The sequence below is a fragment of the Lentzea xerophila genome (assembly GCF_051094245.1).
GTDB classification, from domain to species: Bacteria; Actinomycetota; Actinomycetes; order Mycobacteriales; family Pseudonocardiaceae; genus Lentzea; species Lentzea xerophila.
Genome location: NZ_CP194934.1, coordinates 9,024,985 through 9,043,573, shown reverse-complemented (window position 1 = coordinate 9,043,573; position 18,589 = coordinate 9,024,985). Strand labels below are relative to the sequence as shown.

General features: G+C 70.2%; 22 protein-coding genes and 1 pseudogene. 3 read left to right on the top strand and 20 right to left on the bottom strand.

Annotated elements, in window-relative coordinates:
- Nucleotides 1–216 precede the first annotated feature (216 nt).
- The 5 genes from ACRSBM_RS43730 to guaB form a co-directional block, all read right to left on the bottom strand.
- The gene (locus ACRSBM_RS43730) at nucleotides 217–507 is read right to left on the bottom strand and encodes a type II toxin-antitoxin system Phd/YefM family antitoxin (RefSeq protein ID WP_434452897.1); all 291 of its coding nucleotides are present in this window, start codon (nucleotides 505–507) and stop codon (nucleotides 217–219) included.
- Between the two features lie 41 nt (nucleotides 508–548).
- Complete coding sequence (locus tag ACRSBM_RS43725; protein WP_434452895.1) at nucleotides 549–761, bottom strand: hypothetical protein; 213 nt, start codon at nucleotides 759–761, stop codon at nucleotides 549–551.
- 51 nt (nucleotides 762–812) lie between these two features.
- Nucleotides 813–1,049: a hypothetical protein gene (locus tag ACRSBM_RS43720; RefSeq protein ID WP_434452893.1), complete on the bottom strand. Its 237-nt coding sequence runs from the start codon at nucleotides 1,047–1,049 to the stop codon at nucleotides 813–815.
- A gap of 120 nt (nucleotides 1,050–1,169) precedes the next feature.
- A complete protein-coding gene (locus tag ACRSBM_RS43715; protein WP_434452891.1) occupies nucleotides 1,170–2,303 on the bottom strand; it encodes a GuaB3 family IMP dehydrogenase-related protein in 1,134 nt (377 codons plus the stop codon).
- Between the two features lie 122 nt (nucleotides 2,304–2,425).
- A complete protein-coding gene (guaB, locus tag ACRSBM_RS43710; protein ID WP_434453498.1) occupies nucleotides 2,426–3,946 on the bottom strand; it encodes an IMP dehydrogenase in 1,521 nt (506 codons plus the stop codon).
- A gap of 142 nt (nucleotides 3,947–4,088) precedes the next feature.
- Here guaB and ACRSBM_RS43705 point away from each other — a divergent pair, with 142 nt between their 5' ends.
- Entirely contained in the window at nucleotides 4,089–4,472 is a 384-nt protein-coding gene (locus tag ACRSBM_RS43705) for a DUF5319 domain-containing protein (protein WP_434452890.1), read from the top strand.
- A gap of 154 nt (nucleotides 4,473–4,626) precedes the next feature.
- Here ACRSBM_RS43705 and ACRSBM_RS43700 read toward each other — a convergent pair whose 3' ends face one another.
- The 6 genes and pseudogenes from ACRSBM_RS43700 to ACRSBM_RS43675 all read right to left on the bottom strand — a co-directional run.
- The gene (locus tag ACRSBM_RS43700) at nucleotides 4,627–5,508 is read right to left on the bottom strand and encodes an anti-sigma-D factor RsdA (protein WP_434452889.1); all 882 of its coding nucleotides are present in this window, start codon (nucleotides 5,506–5,508) and stop codon (nucleotides 4,627–4,629) included.
- A complete protein-coding gene (locus tag ACRSBM_RS43695) occupies nucleotides 5,509–6,081 on the bottom strand; it encodes a sigma-70 family RNA polymerase sigma factor (protein WP_030478366.1) in 573 nt (190 codons plus the stop codon).
- 308 nt (nucleotides 6,082–6,389) lie between these two features.
- Nucleotides 6,390–6,986: a response regulator transcription factor gene (locus ACRSBM_RS43690; RefSeq protein WP_030471988.1), complete on the bottom strand. Its 597-nt coding sequence runs from the start codon at nucleotides 6,984–6,986 to the stop codon at nucleotides 6,390–6,392.
- Between the two features lie 81 nt (nucleotides 6,987–7,067).
- Complete coding sequence (locus ACRSBM_RS43685) at nucleotides 7,068–7,964, bottom strand: hypothetical protein (protein WP_434452887.1); 897 nt, start codon at nucleotides 7,962–7,964, stop codon at nucleotides 7,068–7,070.
- Nucleotides 7,965–7,978: 14 nt separating this feature from the next.
- Nucleotides 7,979–8,596 carry a hypothetical protein gene (locus ACRSBM_RS43680; protein WP_434453553.1) on the bottom strand — a complete coding sequence of 206 codons (618 nt, stop codon included), beginning with the start codon at nucleotides 8,594–8,596 and terminating at the stop codon, nucleotides 7,979–7,981.
- A 93-nt stretch (nucleotides 8,597–8,689) separates the two neighbouring features.
- Nucleotides 8,690–8,923 (bottom strand): annotated as a pseudogene (locus ACRSBM_RS43675) (MerR family transcriptional regulator); the annotation flags it as partial.
- A gap of 180 nt (nucleotides 8,924–9,103) precedes the next feature.
- Between ACRSBM_RS43675 and ACRSBM_RS43670 the strand changes: the two are divergent.
- A complete protein-coding gene (locus ACRSBM_RS43670) occupies nucleotides 9,104–9,400 on the top strand; it encodes a WhiB family transcriptional regulator (RefSeq protein WP_434452886.1) in 297 nt (98 codons plus the stop codon).
- Nucleotides 9,401–9,618: 218 nt separating this feature from the next.
- On the opposite strand, the gene groL is transcribed toward ACRSBM_RS43670, so the two are convergent.
- Both groL and groES read right to left on the bottom strand, forming a co-directional pair.
- Nucleotides 9,619–11,244 (bottom strand): chaperonin GroEL, encoded by a 1,626-nt coding sequence (gene groL / locus ACRSBM_RS43665; RefSeq protein ID WP_434452884.1) that lies wholly within the window; start codon nucleotides 11,242–11,244, stop codon nucleotides 9,619–9,621.
- Between the two features lie 82 nt (nucleotides 11,245–11,326).
- On the bottom strand, nucleotides 11,327–11,620 hold the full coding sequence (groES, locus tag ACRSBM_RS43660; RefSeq protein ID WP_030478362.1) for a co-chaperone GroES: 294 nt from the start codon (nucleotides 11,618–11,620) through the stop codon (nucleotides 11,327–11,329).
- A gap of 173 nt (nucleotides 11,621–11,793) precedes the next feature.
- Here groES and ACRSBM_RS43655 point away from each other — a divergent pair, with 173 nt between their 5' ends.
- Nucleotides 11,794–13,299 carry an alkaline phosphatase D family protein gene (locus ACRSBM_RS43655; protein WP_434452882.1) on the top strand — a complete coding sequence of 502 codons (1,506 nt, stop codon included), beginning with the start codon at nucleotides 11,794–11,796 and terminating at the stop codon, nucleotides 13,297–13,299.
- Here the strand turns inward: ACRSBM_RS43655 and tsaD are convergent.
- The 7 genes from tsaD to alr all read right to left on the bottom strand — a co-directional run bounded on the left by tsaD (nucleotide 13,296) and on the right by alr (nucleotide 18,561).
- On the bottom strand, nucleotides 13,296–14,351 hold the full coding sequence (gene tsaD / locus ACRSBM_RS43650; RefSeq protein ID WP_434452881.1) for a tRNA (adenosine(37)-N6)-threonylcarbamoyltransferase complex transferase subunit TsaD: 1,056 nt from the start codon (nucleotides 14,349–14,351) through the stop codon (nucleotides 13,296–13,298). The genes ACRSBM_RS43655 and tsaD overlap by 4 nt on opposite strands.
- Complete coding sequence (gene rimI / locus ACRSBM_RS43645) at nucleotides 14,344–14,802, bottom strand: ribosomal protein S18-alanine N-acetyltransferase (RefSeq protein WP_434452879.1); 459 nt, start codon at nucleotides 14,800–14,802, stop codon at nucleotides 14,344–14,346. The genes tsaD and rimI overlap by 8 nt, the downstream gene beginning before the upstream one ends.
- Nucleotides 14,799–15,479 carry a tRNA (adenosine(37)-N6)-threonylcarbamoyltransferase complex dimerization subunit type 1 TsaB gene (gene tsaB, locus ACRSBM_RS43640; protein ID WP_434452877.1) on the bottom strand — a complete coding sequence of 227 codons (681 nt, stop codon included), beginning with the start codon at nucleotides 15,477–15,479 and terminating at the stop codon, nucleotides 14,799–14,801. Before tsaB ends, rimI begins: the two co-directional genes overlap by 4 nt.
- A 78-nt stretch (nucleotides 15,480–15,557) precedes the next feature.
- Entirely contained in the window at nucleotides 15,558–15,863 is a 306-nt protein-coding gene (locus tag ACRSBM_RS43635; RefSeq protein WP_434452876.1) for a hypothetical protein, read from the bottom strand.
- 60 nt (nucleotides 15,864–15,923) lie between these two features.
- Nucleotides 15,924–16,385 carry a tRNA (adenosine(37)-N6)-threonylcarbamoyltransferase complex ATPase subunit type 1 TsaE gene (gene tsaE / locus ACRSBM_RS43630; protein ID WP_434452874.1) on the bottom strand — a complete coding sequence of 154 codons (462 nt, stop codon included), beginning with the start codon at nucleotides 16,383–16,385 and terminating at the stop codon, nucleotides 15,924–15,926.
- Nucleotides 16,382–17,479 carry an alpha/beta fold hydrolase gene (locus tag ACRSBM_RS43625; protein ID WP_434452873.1) on the bottom strand — a complete coding sequence of 366 codons (1,098 nt, stop codon included), beginning with the start codon at nucleotides 17,477–17,479 and terminating at the stop codon, nucleotides 16,382–16,384. The genes tsaE and ACRSBM_RS43625 overlap by 4 nt, the downstream gene beginning before the upstream one ends.
- Nucleotides 17,476–18,561 carry an alanine racemase gene (gene alr / locus ACRSBM_RS43620; protein ID WP_434452872.1) on the bottom strand — a complete coding sequence of 362 codons (1,086 nt, stop codon included), beginning with the start codon at nucleotides 18,559–18,561 and terminating at the stop codon, nucleotides 17,476–17,478. Before alr ends, ACRSBM_RS43625 begins: the two co-directional genes overlap by 4 nt.
- Between the last annotated feature and the right edge of the window lie 28 nt (nucleotides 18,562–18,589).

Here is an 18,589-nt window from a genome sequence, read left to right as displayed (position 1 = left end):
GAACCGGAGAGTAGGCGTTACTTCCGGTAACGCCTAGTCCCCGATCGGTTCAGACGGGCGAGACGCGGTCGTGAAAGCGGTCCAGAGGTCGACCGCCTGCTCCAGGCTCAGTGCCGCGACCTGCTCCGGAGGAACTCCGGCGGCGTGCACGAGCCGCTGCGCGAGCCAGTCCTGAGGCGACGCAGGTCGTCGATCGCCGCGTCGATGAACAGCACGTCAGCCATCGAGCTCACGGGTGTGCCCGAAGGCGGCCAGCACATCGTCGAAGGACGTGCGACGTCCTGAACCCACCGCCGAACGCGCAAGTACGAGCGCGAGATCCCTCAGATCGGCGGACGCTTCGTCGATCTCGCGCAACCGACTCATGGGCACGACCGCGGCGACCGCGCGGCCGTGCCGAGTGACGACCACCGGGCCATCATGCTCGACATCAGCGATCAGACCGGCGACACCACGCTTGGTGGCTTCGGTGACGGTCAGCTCCTGAGCCTGGCGACGAGCGGTCATGTGGACAGGTTATGAGGGCGCCGGAGCGGCGCACGTCCTGGTCACAGGACCAAGCCCTCGATCACCCACACCATGAACGCCACGACCAGAGCCGTGATCACCAGCCCCCCACAGATGAACAGGACCAGGGCCTTCCAGCCGATGCCGTCCGCCTCCGGCGCGTCCTCGTCGGCGCGCGGCTCGTCGGGGTCAATGTCGGTATCGGGGTCGATCGTGTCCACACTGCTGTCGCCGAACAAGGCATCCAGTTCCACGCTCAGTTGGACGCACGGCGCGTCGTTCGGTTGCAAAACCAGCTGCCGCGGTCAGGCGAGGTACGCGAGTTCGGCGTAGATCGCGTACGCGATGAACCCCACGGCGACCGCGGCCAGGGCCACGCCGGCGTACCACCACGCTGACGTGCGCTTCTTCCGCTTCTCCGCCCTGGACTCAAGCCGGTCGGCGGCCAGCTCGGCGGCATCGGACGCAGCCGCGAACCTCTGCCGGTTGCGCGTCACCGCCTCGTCGCTGTCCGAGCCGAGGAAGTCCAGCCAGTCACTCATATCCGTCCAACGTCCTGTCCGGCCTGCGCGTTGCACCCGGTTCCGCGTCCGGACGGCCAACCGCGGCACGCGGAAGGGCGCGTCCCCGCAAGGGAACGCGCCCTTCTCGGCGATCAGAGCTCAGCCGCGGATCGTCAGGCCGACCTTCTGGAACTCCTTGAGGTCGGAGTAGCCGGTCTTGGCCATGGCGCGCCTCAGCGCGCCGAACAGGTTCGTCACGCCGCGCGGGTCGGCGGACGGGCCGAACAGCAGCTTGCGCAGGTCGAGCTCCTGGTCCACCGCCTCGGCGACGAGGCTGCGCGGCACCGACGGGTGCGCGGAGGCGGCCGTCCAGTACAGGCCCTGGCCCGGTGCCTCGGTCGCGGCGGCCAGCGGTTCGCCCAGCATCACGGCGTCGGCACCGCAGGCGATGGACTTCGCCACGTCGCCCGAGGTCGTGACGCCGCCGTCGGCGATGACGTGCACGTAGCGGCCGCCGGTCTCGTCGAGGTAGTCGCGGCGCGCGGCCGCGGCGTCGGCGATCGCGGTGGCCATCGGCACGCCGATGCCCAGGACCGAGTCGGTCGTGGTGACGCCGGGCGTGTAGCCGTAGCCGACGATCACGCCCGCCGCGCCGGTGCGCATCAGGTGCATGGCGGTGCGGTAGTCGCCGACACCGCCGGCGATGACCGGGACGTCGAGGTCCGCGATGAACGACTTCAGGTTCAGCGGCTCGCCGTCGCGCGACACGTGCTCGGCCGAGATGATCGTGCCCTGCACGACCAGGATCTCGACGCCCGCGGCCAGCAGGTCCGGGGTCAGCTCGGCGGCGCGCTGCGGGCTGACGCGGGCCGCGACCGTGACGCCCGACTCGCGGACCTGCTTGATCGCCTCGGCGACCAGGTCCATCCGCAGCGGAGCCGCGTGCAGCTCCTGCAGCACCTTCACGGCCGCCGCCGGGTCGTCGCTGTCCTCGGTCGCCTGGACCAGGCGGAACAGCGCCTCGTCGACGTCACCGTGCCGCGCCCAGAGGCCTTCTGCGTTGAGCACGCCGAGGCCACCGAGCTCGCCGACCGCGACCGCCGTGCCCGGCGACACGATGGCGTCGGTCGGGTGGGTGATCAGCGGGATGTCGAAGCGGTAGGCATCGATCTGCCACGTCGTGGAGACGTCCTTCGACGACCTCGTCCGACGCGACGGGATGATCTCGATGTCGTCCAGCTCGTAGGCCCGCCTCGCGGTCCGGCCCATGCCGATCTCGACCAGATCGCGCACCTGTGGTTCTCCTTCGTCCGGGGGTCTGGGGGCCGCCCCCAGAGAAAACACGGCGAGCGACCGTGGTCCGCGCTTTCCACGGACACACGTCGCCCTGAGCGAGCCCAACGGCCCGCAGCACCCTAACGGGTGGTGTAGTTCGGGGCCTCGACGGTCATCGTGATGTCGTGCGGGTGGCTTTCCTTCAGGCCCGCCGCGGTGATGCGGACGAGCTGCTGGTTCTGCAGCTCGGCGATCGTGCGGGAACCCGTGTAGCCCATCGCCGCCCGCAGGCCGCCGTTGAGCTGGTGCACGACCTGCGACAACGGGCCGCGGAACGGCGTGCGGCCCTCGATGCCCTCGGGGACGAGCTTGTCCTCGTTGAGCACGTCGTCCTGGAAGTAGCGGTCCTTCGAGAACGACTTGTTCTCGCCACGGGACTGCATCGCGGCCAGCGAGCCCATGCCGCGGTAGGTCTTGAACTGCTTGCCGTTGACCAGGATCAGGTCGCCGGGCGCCTCCTGGGTGCCCGCGAGCAACGAACCGAGCATCACGGCGGACGCGCCGGCCGCGATGGCCTTGGCGATGTCGCCGGAGTACTGGATGCCGCCGTCACCGATCACCGGCACACCGGCGGGCGTGCAGGCGAGCGAGGCCTCGTAGATCGCGGAGATCTGCGGCACACCGACACCGGCGACGACACGGGTGGTGCAGATCGAGCCGGGACCGACACCGACCTTCACGCCGTCCGCACCCGCGTCCACGAGCGCCTGGGCACCGGCCCGCGTCGCGACGTTGCCGCCGACGACGTCCGCCGAGTCGCCGAGCTCCTTCTTGATGCGGGCGACCATCTCCAGCACGCCGCGCGAGTGCCCGTGCGCCGTGTCGACCATCAGCACGTCGACACCCGCCTCGGCCAGCGTCATCGCGCGCACGAACGAGTCCTCGCCCACACCCACGGCGGCGGCGCACAGCAGGCGGCCGTCCGGGTCCTTGGTGGCGTTCGGGTACTGCTCGGTCTTCACGAAGTCCTTGACCGTGATCAGACCCTTGAGCTTGCCGTCACCGTCGACGATCGGCAGCTTCTCGACCTTGTGGCGGCGCAGCAGCCCCAGCGCGGCCTCGGCCGACACGCCGACCTGCGCGGTGACCAGCGGGCCGTTGGTCATGACCTCGCTCACACGCTTGCTGTGGTCGAGCTCGAACCGCATGTCGCGGTTCGTGATGATGCCCACCAGCTTGTTGTTCGCGTCGGTCACCGGCACACCGGAGATGCGGTACCGGGCGCACAGCGCGTCGACCTCGGCCAGCGTGGCGTCGGGCGAGCAGGTGACCGGGTCGGTGACCATGCCGGCCTCGGACCGCTTCACGGTCTCGGCCTGCCTGGCCTGGTCCTCGATGCTCAGGTTGCGGTGCAGCACGCCGATGCCGCCCTGACGCGCCATCGAGATCGCCATCCGGCCCTCGGTGACCGTGTCCATCGCGGCGCTGGCCAGCGGAATCTTGAGCGTGATGTTGCGCGAGATCCTGGTGCTCGTGTCGACGCCGCTGGGCACGACGTCCGACTCGGCAGGCAGCAGGAGCACGTCGTCGAAGGTCAGCCCCAGCATGGCGAACTTCTGCGGGACTTCGGCCGGGAGCGCCGTGTTGAGCTCGCTGGTCATAGCGGGTGACATGCCTTCCGTGGTGCGGTCTGCGCTCTGCCTGCCCTTTTGGGGACCTGCGTGTCCAGTTTCCGCAGGCGGAGGCGGTGATGCCCATGGTATCTGGACGCCCACAGGGGTACGGCGGGTACCGTGCGGGGTCGTGCCGCACGACGCGTTGCCACCAGACCCCTTCGAAGGCGACCCAGAGGACCCCGCGCGCTCCCTGGGCGAGCCCGACCACGACCATCCCCCGATGGACGACGACGAACGGACGGAGCTGGTCAGCGACCTGAGCGACCTCGCCGTCTACCAGGCCCTCCTGGAACACCGCGGTGTCAGAGGCATCGTCGTGGACTGCGGCGAGTGCGAGGAACCGCACTACCACGACTGGGCACTGTTGCGAGCCTCACTCGAACAGCTCCTCGCCGACGGCCGGATGCGTCCCCACGAGCCCGCCTTCGACCCGGATCCGGGTGCCTATGTGAGCTGGGAGTACTGCCGCGGCTACGCGGACGGCGTCACGGCCACCGAATCGGCCCGCTGACCGTGGGCCAGACCTCGAGTCGCGAGGAAAACAACCTCGGGAGCGTCCAGGCCGGTCACATTCCACCTGACGTGTGAACACCCGAGCATGTGAACGGCCCCTGACCTCGAAGGTTCAGGGGCCGTTCACACTGCGTCTCAGTTGGAGCCCGGCCTCAGTTCGACCCGGTCTCCCCGGCGCTCTCACCGTTGACCCCGGTGGACCCCGGCGTCTGCGAGCCCGGCTCGACGGGCGGCGGCGGCGGGTTCTCCGCGCCGTTCGAGGTGGGCGGCGGCGGAGTCTCCGAGGTGCTCGACGGCGACGGCTGGGTCGTGGTGGGCTGGGAGGTCGGCACCGAGGACGACGTCGGGGGCTTCGACGACGGGGTCGGCTTCGGCGCCGACGTGGTCGTCGAGGGCGGCGACGTCACCGAGGTGTTCGTGTCGAGCTCCTTCTCGAGCTCCTTGTGCTTCTCCTCGAGCTGCGCCTTGCCGTCCGCGGTCGACACCGAGCCGAGGCTGGCCTCGACCTTGTCGAGCTTCTCGCGGGCCTCGTTGACCTTGCCCTCGCGCAGCGCCAGGCGGGCCGCGTCCAGGTCGGTGTTGATGATGGCCGCTGCCTCGATCGACTTCGCGTGCTCGGAGTAGAGCACCTGCGTCAGGCCCCAGAGAGCATCACCCGGCTGGGCGTCGCGGGCCACGAGGCTCATGCCGGTGAAGGCGATCGCCAGGACCGCGGCGGCGGTCGCCAGCGGGATCAGGAAACGCTGCCTGCTCACCGGCTGCGGGCGGGCGGCCTGGATCGTGGCGATGGCGGTGTCGGTGTCGACGAGTTCGCCGAAGGGCGCCGTCTCCACCTCGTTGCGCCATGCGAGCAGCAACGCGTTCAGCTCGTCGTCGACCAAGGAGCCGGCCGCACCCGGTGTCGCGGACCCCAGCGCGTCCAGCAGCCTGTCATCGGCCTGTACAGCCGAAAGATCGTCGGCGACGGGTTCGTGCGGGGTTCTATCGTCCTTTCCGCGCACTTCCTCGTCGTCCTTTCCGTGTTCGTCGGCCACTCAGACCACCTCCTCCGCTGCCAGCGACTTGCGGAGCCGGGCAAGTGCGCGGTGTTGCGCCACGCGGACCGCACCCGGCGTCGAACCGACCGCCTCGGCAGTTTCCTCGGCGGAAAGTCCGACCACCACCCTCAACAGCAGGATCTCCCGCTGCTTCTCCGGCAGGACACGCAGCAGGACCGCCATCCGGCCGGAGAGTTCGCCCTGCATCGCCCGCTGCTCCGGACCAGCTTCGGTCTCCGGCGCGTCGGGAACTTCGGGAACGGGCTCGGAGCGGTTCCTGGCGGCAGACCGATGTGCGTCGGCAACCTTGTGCGCCGCGATCCCGTAGACGAACGCGAGGAAGGGCCGACCCTGATCGCGGTAGCTGGGCAATGCCGTGAGCACCGCGAGACACACCTCCTGGGCCACATCGTCCGCCGAAGCGAAGCTTCGCTCCTGCCTGCCAACTCGGGCGCGGCAGTACCGCACTACCAGAGGACGAATGGAGGCCAGCAGGCGTTCGATCGCCTGGCGGTCGCCGTCGACGGCCGCGCCCACTTCGGCGTCCAGTCCGTCCCCCAAGTTGGTCATCGCAGACAACAGCCCTGGTGTTACTTGTTGGCGTACCGACATGGAACAGCGCGAGTCACGCTCAGCGACTCGTTGCAGCAGGCCTCACCGTACCGGTCTTCAGGCCCGTGTTCATCGGTGGGGTATGGACACCCCGCGTGACCAGCCGACACGCCCGAACGGGTGCAGCCCGGCGACATTGTCACCGGGCTGGACCAAACACGCGACCCGGAGAACCACCGGTCGCACGGGCGAGCCGCCTCATGCCACCGGCCCCGCTTCCCCACATGCGACATATGAGGACGCGGGGCCGGTGCGGCGAGAGCGACTTACTGGACGAGGCCTCGCCGGAAGCCGTGGGCTACCGCCTGGGCGCGGTCGCGAACACCGAGCTTACGGAAGAGACGACGCGCGTGCGTCTTCACCGTGTCCTCCGACAGGTAGAGCTCGCGGCCGATCTGGCCGTTGCTCTTGCCCTGGCTCATGCCGCGCAGCACCTGGAGCTCACGCTCCGTGAGCTGCACGCCGGGGTCGGAGGGCTGACGAGGCGCCGGTACCGAGGTGCTGGCGAGCGTGTGCGCGAGGGCTGCCACAAGCTCGGGACGCGAGGCGTCCCACCTCAGGTAGCCGCGTGCACCGCCGGCGATCGCCGCGGCGATGCTCCCGGCGTCGTCGGGTGCTCCGAAGACGATGACGTTTGCCTGCGGATTCGCGGAGACGAGCCGACGGGTTGCTTCAACCCCGGTCGGTACGGCGCGCTGGGTTCCCACCAGGACGACGTCGACCGGCTGCCTTGAAAAGCGAGCCAACAACTCGTCACCGTGCGCTACGCAGTCGATGCGGCTAACCCCGGGGACAGCCGACATCACGCGGGTGAGACCCTCCCGCACACTGCGCCGGTCGTCGCAAATAAGGACCGTGGTCACGGGGACTCCTTTCCTGCAGCCGAGTGACGTTCCATCTCCCCTATCGGACGCTGGAGGCCCGACCTTGACACGATCCGGTGCTTAATCCGTCAAGAAGTTCGTCTGAGGGTCTGCGTTCGGGGGTTCCCCGGAACGGAGCAGCCCACTCGGCACCCATGGGGAATCAAGGGCGACCTGTCGGCTGGCGGGATCAGCTCTGCGTAACACGCAGCTCAGAGCCTCCGTCGCCCGGTCGATGGCGGTTGCGCCCACCGTGGGGGCATGGCCCGCCAGGACGAGAGCGCTCGGCCAGATCAACGGATGAAGGCCCTTCTCGGCACTGTGATTTAGCTCACACTCGACTAGTTCAACGCCTCGCATCAGGCCGTCGGGTGTCCCCCACACGGCCAACGAGGTGCCCAGCACCAGTGCCGACTTGAGCTCGTACCGCAGCGCCTTTTTCCTCGTCGCCATGCCATACGCCGCCTCGGCGGGAGCCACCGCCGCCTCCGCCCTGCCGGAGGCGAGCTCGATCTCCGCGGTGACCCACCCCCGCCGGACCTCGCTCCGCCACGAGCGCGTCTCAACTCGTGCGAGCAACCTGCGGGCCTCACCGAGGCGTTGCGCACCGAGCGAATCGGCGGCGAGACCCAACAGGGCGTCCGTCCGGGCACCCGACGCGTCGATCCCGTCGGGGTCGTCCTCACCCACGGCCTGAACGCGCGCGAGCGCCGCACCGTCGAGTGCGCGCGCCAGCGCGTGCGCTCCCAACTGACGGTGGTGCGAGGCACGCGTGGAGAGGGACAGCGAAGCGATCACCGGGTCGGGATCGTGCCGGAGCGTGTCCAGCACCGTGGCCGCCGCCGCGTAATGCCCCTGCCCGCCGAGCACCACGGCCGCGAGCCACCGGGCCCGAGCGCTCGAAGCGGACACCGCGGCCCAGACGTCGCGGCCGGGCGAGTCACCGAACGCGGCCCGGCGCAGTTCCTCTTCGAACACGAGGCAGGAGTCTGTCAGGTGACGGCGGACTCGACGGCGGCCACGGCGGCGGCGAGGTCCTCCACCCGCTCGGCCGGCGCGGTGACCACCCCGCGCCGCCACCCCGGCCCGCCGACGAACACCCGCACCTGCTGGCGGGTGCGCGGCAGCGCGGAGATCACGCCGGGATCGGCGTACCGGGGCAGCTGCGCCCACAGCACCACCGCCGAGGGAGCGGTGCGGCGCACGGCGGCGGCCAGCGCGGCCATCGGCAACGCCGCGCCCAACTGCCGGACGACGATGCCGCGATGCGCCAACTCGGCGGCCAGCGGATAGAGGGGAAGGGTGTGCCGCTCCTCCGGCATGCACGCCAGCAGCACCGGCCGATGGTTGCGCCCGAGAGTGACGAGCGGTGTCGCGCGCACGAACGCGGCGAGCACGCACTCGTTCAACAGGTGCTCCACCTCGACACCGGTCCCGGTCAGCTGCCACCGCGCGGCGACGGCCGTCATCACCGGGCGCACCACCTCGTTCCACGTGGCGATCACCCCGTCGGACGCCAGCGAGTCGGCGAGCATCCCCTGCACGGTGATCGAGTCCATGGCGACCGCCGCCCGGCCGAGCCCACGCGCCAGTTGAGACGCTCCAGGCATTTTCAGGCCCCGTCCACCACCACCCGATGGGGCGACAGGCACCTCGCCGTGGGTCATCGACGATTTCGAGTCCAGCGCGAAACGGGCCGCCTCCGCCGATGACGCGCCACGAAGAAGAGCGCGCTGCATCAATTCGAGCCGGGCGACATCCAGTGGCCCGTATTTCCGGTGCCGCCCCACGGTGTGGCCGCTCGGACCGAGTCCGTAGCGGCGGTCCCAGGTGCGGAGGGTGGCGGGAGCCACGCCGAGTCGCCTGGCCACCGCGGCCACTGAGAGAAGGGGCTCACTCGTGTGACCACCGGCAGATCTGTGCTCCGGCGGTGTCATCACGGGAGCCATGTTCCGTTCACCTCATCCGGGCGGCAACTCCGGGCGGTGAGTGATCGAACACGCGTGCCGTCACCCATCAGTTGATTTGGGTCTTCAGCCTCTTGAACAAGTTTTGACGCGGTTCTACGGTGGATCATCGTTAAGCCGAATGGAGCAGTCGTCACGGAGGCGGTCTCGATGGCGGACACCCGAAGGCTCCCCGGTCCCAACGCAGATCTGTGGGACTGGCAGATGCGCGGTTCGTGCCGGGGCATGGACAGTGCGTTCTTCTTCCACCCCGACGGCGAACGGGGTCCGGCGAGAGCACGGCGGGAGGCTCGCGCCAAGGCTGTCTGCCTCGCCTGCCCGGTGCTGGAGTTGTGCCGCAAACACGCGCTGGCGGTGCAGGAACCGTACGGAATCTGGGGCGGGCTCTCGGAATCCGAGCGCGACAGCATCATCAAGGCGAGAAAGCGCCAATTGGCGATCGTTTAAAAACAAACGGGCGGCACCCGGAGGTGCCGCCCGTTTCGTTCGTTCTCACGAGCCGCGGGCTGGACGTCTGCGCGCGGCCGAGCTTCGCGAGTTCGCGCCGGTCGTCCGGTCACCCGCTCACGCCGAAATCGGCGAAGCCCATTTCGGCGTGAGCGAGTCGGCCGGACGACCGGCTTCCCGGCGAACTCGCCGCCGTCTGCGGAGCAGCGGCAGAAATTTCAGTGGCCGTGGCCATGCCCGTGGCCGTGGCCACCGGCAGAAGCGGGCTCTTCGGCCTTCTTCTCGACGATGGCGCTCTCGGTCGTGAGCACCATGCGCGCGATCGAGGCGGCGTTCGCCACGGCGGACCGCGTGACCTTCACCGGGTCGATGATGCCCTGCTCGAGCAGGTCACCGAACTCCAGCTTGGCGGCGTTGATGCCGAAGCCCCACTCGCCCTCGCGGACCTTGTTCACCACGACGGCGCCTTCGAGGCCCGCGTTCGCGGCGATCCAGAACAGCGGCGCGGACAGGGCCTTCGCGACGAGCGCGACACCCGTGGCCTCGTCACCGGACAGGCCGAGGCCGCCGTCGAGCACCTTGGCGCCGTGCACGAGAGCGGAGCCACCGCCGGGGACGATGCCCTCCTCGACCGCGGCCTTGGTAGCGGCGACCGCGTCCTCGATGCGGTGCTTGCGCTCCTTGAGCTCGGTCTCGGTGGCGGCGCCGACCTTGATCACGGCGATGCCGCCGGAGAGCTTCGCGAGGCGCTCCTGGAGCTTCTCGCGGTCCCAGTCGGAGTCCGTGGCCTCGATCTCGCGGCGCAGCTGCTCCGCGCGGCCGGCGATGTCGGCCTTGGTGCCGCCGCCGTCCACGATCGTGGTGTCGTCCTTGGTCACGACGACGCGGCGGGCGGAACCCAGCTGCTCGAGCGTGGTCTCGGACAGCTTCAGGCCGATCTCCGAGGAGATCACCTCGCCACCGGTGACGACCGCGAGGTCGTCCAGGAACGCCTTGCGGCGGTCGCCGAAGAACGGCGCCTTCACGGCGACGACCTTCAGGGTCTTGCGGACGGCGTTGACCACCAGCGTGGACAGGGCCTCGCCCTCGACGTCCTCGGCGATGATCAGCAGCGGCTTGCCGGACTCCGCGACCTTCTCGAGGATCGGGAGGACGTCGGCCAGCGCCGAGATCTTCTCGCGGTGCAGCAGGATGCGGACGTCTTCGTAGACGGCCTCCTGCGCCTCGAGGTCGGTCGAGAAGTGCGTCGACACGTAGCCCTTGTCGAACTGCACGCCCTCGGTGATCACGAGCTCGGTCGCGAGGGTCGACGACTCCTCGACGGTGATGACACCGTCCTCGCCGACGCGCTCGATGGCCTCGCCGAGCAGGGCGCCGATGGACTCGTCACGCGACGAGACCGTGCCGACCTGCGCGATGTTCTCGCGGCCCTTGACCGGGGTGGCCTTGGCCTTGAGCGCGTCCACGACGGCGTCGGAGGCGGCCTGGATGCCACGGCCGAGCGCGGTCGGGTTCGCACCCGCGGCGATGTTGCGCAGGCCTTCCTTGACCAGCGCCTGCGCCAGCACGGTGGCGGTGGTGGTGCCGTCACCCGCGACGTCGTTGGTCTTGGTGGCGACCGACTTGGCGAGCTGAGCGCCGAGGTTCTCGAACGGGTCGTCCAGCTCGATCTCGCGAGCGATGGTGACACCGTCGTTGGTGACCGTCGGGCCACCGAACTTCTTGTCGAGCACGACGTGGCGCCCGCGCGGGCCAAGGGTGACCTTGACCGTGTCCGCGAGCTTGTTCACGCCGCGCTCAAGCGCCCGACGAGCGTCCTCGTCGAAGCTGATCTGCTTGGGCATTACTGAAAGCCTCTCTGAGTAGCGAAACGCCCCGGAAGCCCCGGATGGGGCGCCGGGGCGTCAGGCATGACAGCCGCAGTCGTTAGTTGACGACGGCCAGCACGTCGCGAGCGGAGAGGATGAGGTACTCCTCGCCGTTGTACTTGACCTCGGTGCCGCCGTACTTCGAGTAGATGACGACGTCGCCGACAGCCACGTCCAGCGGGACGCGGTTGCCCTTGTCGTCGATGCGGCCGGGGCCCACCGCGAGGACCTTGCCCTCCTGGGGCTTCTCCTTCGCGGTGTCCGGGATCACGAGGCCGGAGGCAGTGGTCGTCTCGGCCTCAGAGGCCTGAACGACGATCTTGTCCTCGAGCGGCTTGATGTTCACGCTCACCGGGATGACCTCCACGGGTCGTTGGCAGGTTCGAATTAACGGCTCCTGCCACCCCGCCGTCGCGGGGGTCGGGGCGGTGCTGGTGCCGTGCAGTTGGCACTCTACCCATGAGAGTGCCAACGCTTCAACGAGGGGGGCCGAACCGCTCACCCGTCCGGAGCCGTATTCAGGGCATGTCCTCGTTGACGCGCCGAACGCTGCTGCTCGCGGGCGTGGCCGGAGTCACAGCGTTCACGGCCGCGGCGTCGGCCCGTCCGGGCGACCCTTTCACACTCGGTGTGGCCTCGGGGGACCCGGCACCCGACGGAGTGGTGTTGTGGACGCGGCTGGCCGTGCGGCCGCTCGCCGAGGACGGCCGGGGAGGCATGCCGGCGCGTCCGGTCGAGGTCGAGTGGCAGGTCGCCGACGACGAGCGGTTCACCCGGATCGTGCGGCGCGGCTCCACCACGGCTCGACCCGAGGAGGGCCACAGCGTCCACGTGGAGCTCGTCGGGCTGGAGCCGGGCCGCGAGTACTTCTACCGTTTCAGGGCCCTCAACCACCTCTCTCGGACGGGTCGCACGCGCACAGCGCCTCCTCCGGGCGTGTTGCAGGTGCCGCTCACGATGGCCTTCGCGTCGTGCGCGCAGTACGAGCACGGTTACTTCACGGCCTATCGCAGGCTCGCGGAGGACGAGCCCGACCTGGTGCTGCACCTCGGCGACTACACCTACGAGTACGAGAGCGGGATCCACGTCGCGCCGAGCGGCAACGTCCGCCACGTCGAGGGCCCGACCACCGTGGCGCTCGGGGACTACCGGCGGCGGCAGGCGCAGTACAAGACCGACCCCGACCTGCAGGCCGCGCACGCCGTGGCGCCGTGGGCGGTGGTCTGGGACGACCACGAGATCGACAACAACTGGGCGGGCCTGCTGCCCGACCAGCCGCAGCCGGACTTCCCCGCCCGCCGGGCCGCGGCGATCCAGGCGTTCTACGAGAACATGCCACTGCGCAGGTCACCAAGGCTGTACCGGCGGATCGGGTGGGGTTCGCTGGCCACGTTCCACCTGCTCGACACCCGCCAGTACCGGACCGACCAGGCCTGCGGCGACGGCCTGCAGCTCTGCCCGGACCGGCTCGCTCCCGAACGCACGATGCTCGGCGCCGCGCAGGAGGAGTGGCTGTTCGACGGCTTCCGCGGCTCGAAGGCCCGATGGGACGTGCTCGGGCAGCAGGTCTTCTTCTCGCAGTACGACTACATCCCCGGCGAGGTCGACAAGTTCCTGCTCGACGCCTGGGACGGCTACGTCGCCGACCGCGACCGGGTGGTGGCGCGGTTCGCCGACGTGCGGAACCCGGTCGTGCTGACCGGGGACGTGCACGCGGCGTGGGGCGCGGAGGTCAAGCAACGGTGGAACGACCCGTCGTCGAAGACCCTCGCGACCGAACTGGTGACCACGTCGATCACGGCCGGTGGTGACGGGTCGGAGGAGTACGCCGAGACACCGTCGTGGCTGCGCGAGAACCCGCACGTGAAGTACTTCAACAATCGGCGCGGTTACACGCTCACCAGGTTCACGCCCGATGAGCTGCGCACGGACTTCCGCGGCCTGGACTACGTGACGAAGCCCGGAGCTCAGGTGACCACGAAGGCGAGCTTCGTCGTCGAAGACCGGAACCCCGGGCTCAACCGGATCTAGAGGATCTGGACCGTGCTGACCGGGAGGCCCGGCGTGGTCGAGATGTCCATCGGCGACGGCTTCGCGCCCGCCGCCACCAGGTGGGCACCGAGCGCCGCGATCATCGCGCCGTTGTCGGTGCACAGCCGTGGCCTCGGCACGCGCAGTTCGATGCCCGCCTCGGCGCAGCGCTCGGCGGCGAGACCGCTCAGGCGCGAGTTCGCCGCGACGCCGCCGGAGATCACCAGCGTGCCGACGTCCAGGTCCTTCGCGGCACGGATCGCCTTGGCGGTCAGCACGTCCGCTACGGCCTCCTGGAACGACGCGGCGACGTCGGCCAGCGGGATCTCCTCGCCGGCCCGTTCGGCGCGCTCGACCCAGCGGGCGACCGAGGTCTTCAGGCCGGAGAACGAGAAGTCGTACTTCGCGTCGCGCGGACCCGTCAGGCCGCGCGGGAACGCGATCGCGCACCCGTTGCCCTGCTTGGCGAGCTTGTCGATGGGCGGGCCGCCGGGGTACGGCAGGTCGAGCAGCCGGGCGACCTTGTCGTACGCCTCGCCGGCCGCGTCGTCCACGGTGGACCCGATCTCGGTGATCGAGTTCGCCAGGCCGCCCTCGACGAGCAGCAGCTGCGAGTGACCGCCGGAAACCAGCAGCGCGAGGCAGCGTCGCGGCAACGGGCCGTGCTGCAACGTGTCCGCGGCGACGTGGCCCGCCAGGTGGTTCACGCCGTAGAGCGGCTTGCCGAGCGCGGCCGCGTACGCCTTCGCGGCGGACACGCCGACCAGCAGCGCGCCGGCGAGACCCGGCCCGGCGGTGACGGCGATGGAGTGGATCTGGGACAGCTCGACCTTCGCGGTGTCGAGGGCCCGGCGCAGGGTCGGGACCAGCGCTTCGAGGTGGGCGCGCGAGGCGACCTCCGGCACGACGCCGCCGAAGCGGGCGTGCTCCTCGACGCTGGAGGCGACCTCGTCGGCGAGCAGTTCGAGGGAGCCGTCCGGACCGAGCCGGACGATGCCGAAGCCCGTCTCGTCGCACGAGCTCTCGATGCCGAGAATCAAACGGTCAGACACGTTGAGCAGGCCTTCCCATCGTGTACGCGTCGGCACCCGACGGCTGGTAGTAGCGGCGGCGCAGGCCGAGGTGCTCGAAGCCGTGCGCCAGGTAGAGAGCGATAGCGGGCTCGTTGTCCGTGCGGACCTCGAGGTAGACCGGCACGTTGATCTCGTCGACGCGGGCCAGCAGGTCCCCCAGCAGCATCTTGCCGACGCCCCTGCCCTGCCAGTGCATGATGACGGCGATCGTGTGCACGCTGGCCTCGTACTCCGAGGCGGCGAGCCCGGCGTACCCGATGAGCTCGTCGTCCACGTACGCGCCGATGTAGTAGTTGCCGTTGTCGAGCTCGCTGCGGAACGCGTTCTCGCTCCACGGGTCGTCGCCGGGGAACAAGGCCAGCTCGATCTCGTGGCACCTCGGCACGTCGGCGTGCCGCAGCGGCGCGAGCGCGACGGTGCCGGTGGTCATGCCCTGGTCACCCGCTTGCGCCCGGTGGGCTCCACGGCGTCCGGGCGGCGCAGGTAGAGCGGGGTGAGCGCGGCCGGGCGGGCCTTGGCGAGCACCTCGGCGGCCGCGGCGGCGACCAGGCCCTCCGGGCTCGGGTGCTTCGCGCTCAGGAGCTCGAGACCGAGGATCTCCCGGTAGATCTCGGCGCCCTCACCGGTGGCCTGGCGCACGCCCATGGCCGGCAGCTTCTCGGCGAGGTCCTGCGGGCGCTCGACGTGCGGGCCGTCGGTGCGGCGGCCGGCGGCGTCGTAGGCGGCCCAGTAGACCTCCTTGCGCCGCGCGTCGGTCGCGACGAGCAGCGGGTGGCCGCTGGCGGCGTCCCTGGCGATGGCGTCGGTGGTGGCGACCGGGTAGACCGGGCGGTTGAGCGCCTGGCCGAGCGCGGCGGCGGTCGCGAGGCCGACCCGCAGGCCCGTGAACGGCCCGGGACCCGCGCCGACGACGATCGCGTCGAGGTCGGCGAAGGTCTTGCCGGCCTCTTCGAGCGAGGCGCTGATGTGCGGGGTGAGCAGCTCGCCGTGCGCCTTGGCGTTGAGCGTCACCCGCTTCGCGAGCAGGCGCGGCGGGGAGTCGGGCGCGAGTTCGACCACACCGGCGGTGACTGCGGGGGTGGCCGTGTCGACGGCGAGCACTAGCACGATTGTCCAGGGTAGTACGTGTCCGGACCCACACTTCCGAGGCGTCCGTCCGGCACGCGCCCGGCCCTGGATCCAGGTTCACTCGACCGAGTGGTCGCAGGACGCCGAGTGGTCGGCCGTGTAGATCTCCAGCGGGCCGTTCCACTGCCACGGCGCGGCGCACGCGGCGTCCAGCACGCTGATGTCCGACCCACCACCGGCACGGTCGCCGTCACACACGGCGTAGCCGGGCACGTAGCTCTCGTGCAGCAACGACAGCGGACCGTTCCACTGCCACGGCGCGGCGCAGAGGTGGTCGGCGACCTGGATGCCGTCGGCGGAAGAGAACGCGGCCACGGCGAGCAGGGCACCACCGACGGCCGCGAAGAGCGCCTTCTCGATCATGGAAGTCTCATCGGCTCGCCGCGCATCGTCCTTAATGGACTTCACGACGCCGACCCGGGGTCACACCGGCAGGGTACGAGCAGCCCACTCGCCGTGCGGGATCAACTGGGCCGTGCGAACGTCGTCGGCTCCGCGTTCGAGGCGGATCAGCAGATGGTCCTCGCTGAGGCGTTCCGCGACGCCCTCGCCCCATTCGACGGCGACCACGGCGTCGACCAGGTCCGTGTCCAGGTCGAGGTCGTCCAGCTCGTCCAGGTGACCCCCGAGCCGGTACGCGTCGACGTGCACCAGCCGCACGCCTCGCCCGTCCTCGGCCGGCTCGTGGACGCGGGCGACGACGAACGTCGGCGAGGACACCCGGCCCTGCACGCCGAGGCCGCGCGCGAGCCCGCGCACCAGCGCCGTCTTCCCCGCCCCCAACGGGCCCGCGAGCAGCAACAGGTCGCCCGCCCGCACGAGTTCACCCAGTTTGCGGCCGAACTCCTCGGTGTCGGTCACCAGGGGCAGTTCGACGGTCTTCACGCTCGGCGCCACCACTTCTTCCGGCTCTCTCCGCGATCGGCCGCGCAGCGTTCGACGAGCGCGACCAGGTGGTCGTTGACCAGATCAGCCTGCTCCATCATCACCATGTGCCCGGCACCGGGGGCCCGGACGAGGGTGGCGTGCGGCATCTCCTCGGCCATCCGCTCGGCGTGCGAGAACGGGGTGAGTTTGTCCGCGTCACCACTCAGGATCAGCACCTCGCAGTGCCGCAACCCGGCGAGCGCCTTGTAGCGGTCGTGGGTGCCCAGGGTCTCCAGGAACTCGGTGAGCACCTTCACCGTCGTTCCGTTGATCATCTGCTCCATCAGGTCCACAAGGGACGGAGACACCTTGCGGTCGCCGAACGCCAGCGTCCGGATTCCGCTCCAGGTAAGACTTTTCGCGCTCTTGCGAACCCACTCGACGAGACCGGGCTGCACACCGGCGAGCCGGCCGACGCCGAGCGTCACGGGGTTGTACCGCGACAGCACGGACTTCGGCAGTCCCGCGCCACCCACGGCACCGGCGGCCGTGCCGATCAACGCGACGCCGCGCACCCGTTCGGAGAACAGCTCCGGCTGCTTCTCGGCCAGCGCCATGATCGTCATGCCGCCCATGGAGTGGCCGACGAGCACCAGCGGTCCCTCCGGTGCCACCGAGCGGATCACCGAGTCGAGGTCGAGTGCGAGCTGGTCGATCGTGCTGGCCTCGGCGGTGGACCGGCCGGACCGGCCGTGGCTGCGCTGGTCGTAGATCACCTGGTGGACGCGCGGGTCGAACAGCTCGGCGAGGTCGCGGCGCTGGAAGTGGAAACACCGGCGGTCCAGCGCGAACCCGTGCACGAGCACGACGGTGATGTCCGGCTCGCCGCCGTCGGCGGGGTCGACCTCCTCGACGGAGATCGGCACGCCGTCCTCCGCCGCCACGGTCGACTCGCGATCGGGCCGCAGCGTGCCCAACGGCTCGTCGGCGAGGCTGTCGGACGCGGTCTTCCGCTCGTGCGACACCTTCGCGGTCTGCGCCACGGCGGCACCGGCCACGGCGGCACCGAGCGCGCCACCAACCCATCCGACGACCTTCCACACCGGCTTCACGTGTAGATCCTCCGCACCCGCGGCCGGTACATCCCGCAGACGATCTCGTAGTCGATCGTCCCGGTCAGCTCCGCCCACTCCGTCGCCGTCGGCTCCCCCCGGCTGCCGTCGCCGAACAGGACGACCTGCGCACCCTCCGCGATCTCGTCGTCGCCGCAGTCCACGACGATCTGGTCCATGCAGACACGACCGACCACCGGGCGGCGCTTCCCCTCCAGGAGCACCTCCATCCGGCCGGAGAGCGCCCTCGGGACACCGTCCGCATACCCCGCCGGCACCAGCGCCAGCGTCGTGTCGGTCCGCGCTGTCCATGTCATCCCGTAGGAGACGGACTCGCCCGCGGGGATACGTTTCGTGAGCGCCACGTGCGAGCGGTAGCTCATGACCGGCCTGAGGTCGTGGCCGGTCGGCACCGGGTTCAGCCCGTAGATCGCGATGCCGGGCCGCACGAGGTCGAAGTGCAGGTCGGGCCTGGTCAGCAGGGCGGCGGAGTTCGCGATGTGCCGCATCGGGTCGAGCCCGTGGGCCCTGGCCACCTCGTAGGCGTCGTCGAACCTCTTGGCCTGCAGGTCGATGGACGGATCGCCGATCTCGTCCGCGGACGCGAGGTGCGACCAGATGGCCACGACCTCGTGCTTCTTCGCGGCTTCCACGAGCTCGGGCCAGTCCTGGGGCTGGCAGCCGTTGCGGCTCAGGCCGGTGTCGATCTTCAGGTGCAGTCGCGGGCGGGCGTCGGCCTCCTGTGCCGCCCGCTCGACGCGGCGCAGGTCGGACAGCGACGCCACGGACATGTCGACGTCGGCCGCGAGACCGGCGGCCAGGTCCTCGTCCGGGGCGTCGAGCCAGGCCAGGATCGGTGCCCGCAGGCCGGCCGCCCTGAGCGCCAGTGCCTCCTGCGTGGAGCACGAACCGAGCCAGGTGGCACCGGCTTCCAGTGCCGCGCGGGCGACCTCCACCGCGCCGTGGCCGTAGCCGTCCGCCTTGACGACGGCCATCGTCTCCGCGGACGGGGCAAGGGCGGCGAGCAGCGCGACGTTGTGCCGCAGCGCGCCGAGGTCGACGACAACTTCTGAACGGGCCATAACCTGTTCATGGTGCCATGGGTTCGCA